Source organism: Tenacibaculum sediminilitoris (assembly GCF_964513795.1).
Lineage (GTDB): Bacteria > Bacteroidota > Bacteroidia > Flavobacteriales > Flavobacteriaceae > Polaribacter > Polaribacter sediminilitoris.
Genome location: NZ_CAZEQR010000018.1, coordinates 23,134 through 29,453, shown reverse-complemented (window position 1 = coordinate 29,453; position 6,320 = coordinate 23,134). Strand labels below are relative to the sequence as shown.

The following is a 6,320-nucleotide window of genomic DNA, read 5'->3' as shown; positions in this document are numbered from 1 at the left end:
CATCCACACCAATCCTTAGGTAACAAATCACCTAAAGAATATATGCCTAGATTTGATGAAGAATTTAAATTCTTCATCAAATCTGACCTAAATAATAATTATTTGTCGAATTTTAAGGTGTCCTAAAAAGGGGAAGCTTACACTTTAACTTATATTAGTTTAAGCTATTATTACTTATATTATCAATAATCCTTTCAAAATTTTCTTTATCAGAAGGTCTAGGTGCATTATTTAAAACTATTTTGTCTTCTTGATTAAAAATAACATACCTTGGAATCCAACTAACCTTTAAGGACTTAGCTAAAGAGGATTTGTTTCCTTTCAAAAGAAAAAAAGAGTTGTTAAAATTTAAAACATGTTTCATTTTTTTATTCTTTTCTATCCATTTTTGATAGTTTTCATCAATAGAAAGATAAATCCATTCAACATTATTTTCAACTAAAAGTCTATCTTTAAAAGATTTGTCATCCATTATTTCTGATATGCAGGGAGAACACCAACTCGCCCAAAAATCTACAACTTTTATTCTTTTGGTAGAGCGTGCAAAAATTTTCCTTAGAGTTAATGTGTCACCAAAATTATTAACAAATTTAGCATCTAGAGGTAAGTCTGATAATTCAAAATTATACAAAGCTAATTCATCTTTTATTATTTGTATATCCTCTTTAGAAGAAGATTCAGGATATTCTTTTTCAAATTTATTAATAAACTTCTTAAAATAAGAAACACTATTAATACTTCGACCAAATCCTTTCTTATTATAATTAAAAATTAAACTTGTGATAAGAAATTCCTTAATTTTACCTTTAAAGTTTTTTTCTATAAACTCTCTTTCAGCTTCAAGTTTTTCTATTGAATAATTAGTGTGATCTGAATATTCATAATAATTTTTAACAAGCGAGAATAAAGCACTTCTAAAAGAGAGAAGTTTTAAATGATCTTCATTTTTATAGTCATCAATATTTATATTTCCAAAATAAGTTTCAAAATCAAATATTTCTTCTTTGTTATTATACTCATTTTGAACAATTGGAATTAATCCATTCTCTTTGGGTTTAATCAATTCGTATAGACGCTGATATTTTAAATCTAGCTTAACCATACTTATAAAAGAAGCAGAATTGATTCCTTTATCTTTAACATATTGATTTAAAAAATTTAGTTTTTTATTATAGAATAAGTCGACGTTTTGTTTATAATCATGTATATCTCCATTGTATGAATAGTTATTGTATTTAGGAATTGAATCAAACAGACTAGCATAGAAGTTATTTTGATTAGCTTTTTTTCCAATGAATTTTAGTTTTTTATTTTTAATTTCAAAAACTACTGTATCGTTTGGACTTACAAATAATTGTCCATCATATGATGATTTTGAACTAGATGCATGTATATTAATAAGTTGTGAATTAGTTATTGAATCAATAACTAAAAATAAAGAGTCTTTAATTACTTTTATATCTTTATAATAATTTTTCATACTAATAGAGAGTGAAGAATGATTATACACATTGAAGTACTTAAATGCATCTATATCATCCGTTTTCCCCATGATAATTACCTTTCCTTTTTTCTGTTTTACATTATTTTCTTCTATTTGAGTAATTGAATTATTTGATTCAGTTCTTTGTTTAGAACATCCTACAAAAACTAATAATATAAAAAAAAAGATACCTTTTATTAATTTCATGAAACTCTTAATTTTAGAATAGGGGAAAATATTCCCCCTATATTATTCAATCATAATTAACCACCAAAACACCATGATGAGGTCAATTGATCCCCATAAGTTTTCTTACAGTAACTAAAGCAAGATTCACAACTCGCCTCTGATCCTTGTGCATTTCCTGTATCAGTGTAACATGAACACTGAATATCACCTCCTCCAAACACTTTTTTTTGTTCTAATCTAGTCAGAGTTTTTCCTAATTTGTTAATTTCTTTTAGCATAATATATAATTTAAATTTACAGATTATGAAAAGACAGAAATTATACATTTTATTTTTTATAATTCCCTCACTCATGCTTAGGACAAAATTATGTAAACTCTGTTTTATCTCAGTTGTAAATAGGGAAACTATATTTTTTATAACAATTTTAATGTATTTCCAGACCTACTTACATGTATTTAGCTCAGGAGGTTATGGAAGTATATTTTACATAGTTTTTTATTTGTTGCCAGGTGATATTTTAACACGAAGTATCAGCGATAATTTTCCATTCGCCTTGTATCTTCTTAAAAATGATCATAAACACGCCGTTAGCGTCTCCTACGGTTCTTTTTAAATGATATTCACCCATAACTGAATAAGCTCCTTCAGTAATTTTAGAAATATCATTAATCTTAAAAGTTAATGTTCCTGAGTGCTCTTTTGTTGGATACCCTTTTTTATAATTATCTAAGGTTTTTTGCCAACCGAAAGTAATTCCGTTTCGTCCGTAAAACTTTAATGAATCACTTTTCCAATACCCTTGCATAAAGCCTTCTAAATTGTGATTAGACCAAGCTTCTTCTTGTGCCTTCATCACTGATAAAATTTCTTGCTTTTCTGTTTCTTCCGAAACTGTTTTGGCTACTTCTTGTTTACATGAAACAAAAAGTATCACAAAAAAAACGATGCTTACTAGCTTCATCATTTTAAAATAATGAGTTTATAATTTCTTTTATCGTAACTCCTTCTGCTTCTGCTTTGTAATTTTTCACAATTCTGTGTGATAAAATAGGAATGGCTACTGCTTGCACATCTTCTATATCTGGTGAGTATTTTCCGTGTACTGCTGCATAAGCTTTGGCCGCTAAAATTAAGTTTTGTGAAGCTCTAGGTCCTGCTCCCCAATCGATATATTTTTTAATTAACTTAGTTGCTTTATCTGAATTAGGACGTGTCTTACCTACCAACCCAACAGCATACTCTACCACATTATCTGCTACAGGAACCTTACGGATTAATTGTTGAACTTCAATAATTTCTTTTGAAGAAAAAATAGCATTTACTTTTTGTTCTACTATTGACGTAGTGTTCTTTACCACTTGTACTTCTTCTTCGAAACTTGGGTATTCTAAATTAATTGAAAACATAAAACGGTCTAATTGAGCTTCTGGTAAAGGATATGTACCTTCTTGTTCAATAGGGTTTTGAGTTGCTAATACAAAAAATGGTAAATCTAACTTGTAATGATGCCCTGCAATAGTTACTGACTTTTCTTGCATTGCTTCTAATAAAGCTGCTTGAGTTTTTGGTGGAGTTCTATTAATCTCATCAGCTAAAATTATATTCGAAAAAATGGGTCCTTTTATAAATTTAAAATGACGTGTTTCATCTAGTATTTCACTACCTAAAATATCAGAAGGCATTAAATCTGGAGTAAACTGAATTCTATTAAAGTTAAGTCCTAATGCGCTAGAAATTGTGTTTACTAATAAGGTTTTTGCCAATCCTGGCACTCCAATTAACAACGAATGTCCTCCACAAAAAATCGAAAGTAACGTATAGTTTACCGCTTCTTGCTGACCTATTATAACCTTTCCTATTTCTTGTTGTAGTTGGCTGTATTTTTCTACTAATGTGTTTACTGCTGTTACGTCAGACATAAATCAAAGTTTTTCCTGTTCAATAAATTTAATGATAACCTTTCATAAAATGAAATTCCCGCTTTCGCGGGAATGACAATATACTAAATTTATTACTTCTTATTTATTTTCTTTTTTCCAATCTTTCTTAAAAGTACATTTCTTGTAATCATTACTTAACTTTAAGTAAGTTTCTTGTATTTTTTCTTTCGTCCACTTTGTTAATTCTTCTTCTTTTTTCTTAGCCAATGCAAATTCTTGCATTCTTACATAATCTTGAACTAAGTCGGCTGTATGATTATCTGTTTTATTTTTCATAAAAATAACTCCATACATCTTTTCTCCTTCACGTGTTTCATCATAAAAAATATCAGACAAATCTCCCTTATTTAATTCACTAATTCTTGCAAATAATTCTGGTGGCATTCTTGTTAACTCAAAAGTAGCTTCTTGAGTGTAAGGATTTATTATTAGCCCTCCATTATTTCTTGTTTCTTCGTCTTCAGAATACTTCTTTACGGCTTCTTCAAAAGTTATTTTTCCTTCTTTAAGATCTGCTACTATCTTTTCAATTTCTTCTTTTGTTTTATTTAATTTCTCATCAGAAATTTCAGGTTGCATTAAAATATGAGACACTTCACGACCGTTTCCTCTTATTTTAATTAAATATACTATATGATATCCAAAAGGAGATTTAAAAGGTTCTGAAATTTGTCCTTCATCTAAAGAAAAAGCTACTTCTTTAAATTCTTTTACAAAACCTGTTTCTTTTGTAATAACCCCCATGTTTCCTCCATTTTGAGCTACACTAGGGTCATCAGAATTAATAATAGCTTTTAGTTTAAAGCTCGCTCCATTTTCTACCTCTTGTTTAATTTCTTTCAGCTTATTTAAAATACGCTCTTCCTCTTCTTTAGCTGGCTCAGCCTTTAATACTAGTTGTTGTAATTCTACTTCAGCTGGAATTTCAGGAAGTTCACCTTTCTCTTGTAATCCTTTAAAATACACTCTAATTTCTTCTGGAGTTACATCAATATTTTCTGTAATTTTTTGCTGCTCCTTTTGTATAAGTATATTTTCTTTTTGAACTCTTCCTAATTCTTTCTTTAAGTCTTCAATATCATTAAATCCATAAGCTGCTACTGCTTTTTCTTCACTACCGTATTCTTGAGTAAAAAAAGCAACACTTCTATCTACCTTACTATCTACTTCAGATTGAGTAACAGTAACACTGTCTATTACTGCATGATGCGCCAGTAATTTTTGTTGCATCAATTCTTCTAACATTTCACAGTTAGATATTTTTATCTTTCCTTCACTCCTCTCTTCCACCTCCTGCTTAAACTTCTCTATATCAGAATCTAAAACAATGTTTTTACCAACAACAACAGCAACTCCGTCTATTTTTGTTTGCTGTGCATTTAACGTTGTTAAACCTGTTAAAAACAACGTAAATACTATACTAATATTCTTTAAAGTTTTTATTTTGAATTGCATCATTTATCAGCGTTTTTTCAATATCTCGTATTAATTCTAATTTTCTTTTATGTAAAATAATTTGCTTTATTCTAGGACTAACATAGCTTAAAGGAGCCGTTGCATTTTTAGGCAATATATTTTTTACAGCGACCAAATATACTTCTAAACTATCTTCTTTTTGTATGAATTTTGATATTTTTAACAAATTTTCCTTAGTTTCAACGCGTAATGGCGGTATTTTTTTCTTTAAATATTCGAAAGTAACCCAAGTTGAATCTTGTAAACGATATGATTTAAAGTTTAACAAATGTCTTTCTAAATCTTCTTTATCTTCTTCTTTTTCTGATTTAAATTGCTTTATTGTTTCTTTTTTATCTAAATAATCTTTACCAAAATGCACATATTCAAATTGTAGTAATTCTTCACTTACTTTAAAATTTTCTTTATTCTCGTTGTAATACGATATAATTTCCTCTTCTGTTACAATGGTATCTAATTGCTGTTTTATTAAACGCTCTTTGTACCCATTAATGTATAAACTTTTTTTGTAATCATTAACTAAACTTTGAATTTCCTTGCTATTTACTTCTGATATATTTTCTTCAGCTTTTATATATAACAATTCTTGTTTTGCCCAAGAATTAATAAGGCCTTTTACAATAACTAAACTGTCTTTTGAAGGAAGATTCTTGGGTAACAACCCTACTATATCTTTCTTGTATAAATGTTTATTATACACAGTAGCTATAGGTCTTTCATGCTCAACTTTTTTTGTTTTTAGAGTTATAAGATCGCATGAAACGATAAGTAATAATATGAGTATAAAAATGTATTTTTTCACTTTAAATTAGTTATTTATAAGTATCTAAAAAAAATATTTCTGTTTACTAACACTACAACGAAATAATACCTTTAATATCCTCTGCTTTTTTATAGTATGATATAACTTCGTCTGAACTTTTTACTGTTAAGTGTATCGAAACACTTACATATTTTCCTGTTTTAGATTTTTTTGTATTAATAACCTCCCCCCCATTATCAAATAAACTTTGTACTTCTTGTACCTGATTACCATCTGTTGGAACAATAAATTTATATAAATATTTCGCAGGAAATGTAGTCGTATCTTCTAGTTGTGATTTTAACTTTATGTAAAAAGCTTCTCTATCTTGCATAATTCAATAATTTCTGTTTTAATAAAATTCATCAAAAAATTAGGAGTATTTTTATGATGGGATACAAAATTACACTATTTATTATATTTATAAC

General features: G+C 28.1%; 7 protein-coding genes. All 7 read right to left on the bottom strand.

Going from position 1 to position 6,320, the window contains the following annotated elements; genetic code table 11:
* Nucleotides 1-154: 154 nt before the first annotated feature.
* Nucleotides 155-1,690 (bottom strand): TlpA family protein disulfide reductase, encoded by a 1,536-nt coding sequence (locus ACKTSW_RS06680; protein WP_408024501.1) that lies wholly within the window; start codon nt 1,688-1,690, stop codon nt 155-157.
* A gap of 56 nt (nt 1,691-1,746) precedes the next feature.
* Entirely contained in the window at nt 1,747-1,950 is a 204-nt protein-coding gene (locus ACKTSW_RS06675) for a hypothetical protein (protein WP_408024500.1), read from the bottom strand.
* A gap of 241 nt (nt 1,951-2,191) precedes the next feature.
* A complete protein-coding gene (locus ACKTSW_RS06670; RefSeq protein WP_408024499.1) occupies nt 2,192-2,638 on the bottom strand; it encodes a YybH family protein in 447 nt (148 codons plus the stop codon).
* A 1-nt stretch (nt 2,639) separates the two neighbouring features.
* Nucleotides 2,640-3,593: an AAA family ATPase gene (locus tag ACKTSW_RS06665; RefSeq protein ID WP_408024498.1), complete on the bottom strand. Its 954-nt coding sequence runs from the start codon at nt 3,591-3,593 to the stop codon at nt 2,640-2,642.
* A gap of 99 nt (nt 3,594-3,692) precedes the next feature.
* Nucleotides 3,693-5,072 carry a peptidylprolyl isomerase gene (locus ACKTSW_RS06660; RefSeq protein WP_408024497.1) on the bottom strand — a complete coding sequence of 460 codons (1,380 nt, stop codon included), beginning with the start codon at nt 5,070-5,072 and terminating at the stop codon, nt 3,693-3,695.
* Nucleotides 5,035-5,892: a hypothetical protein gene (locus ACKTSW_RS06655; RefSeq protein WP_408024496.1), complete on the bottom strand. Its 858-nt coding sequence runs from the start codon at nt 5,890-5,892 to the stop codon at nt 5,035-5,037. The genes ACKTSW_RS06660 and ACKTSW_RS06655 overlap by 38 nt, the downstream gene beginning before the upstream one ends.
* A gap of 52 nt (nt 5,893-5,944) precedes the next feature.
* Nucleotides 5,945-6,226 carry a DUF493 family protein gene (locus tag ACKTSW_RS06650; protein ID WP_408024495.1) on the bottom strand — a complete coding sequence of 94 codons (282 nt, stop codon included), beginning with the start codon at nt 6,224-6,226 and terminating at the stop codon, nt 5,945-5,947.
* Between the last annotated feature and the right edge of the window lie 94 nt (nt 6,227-6,320).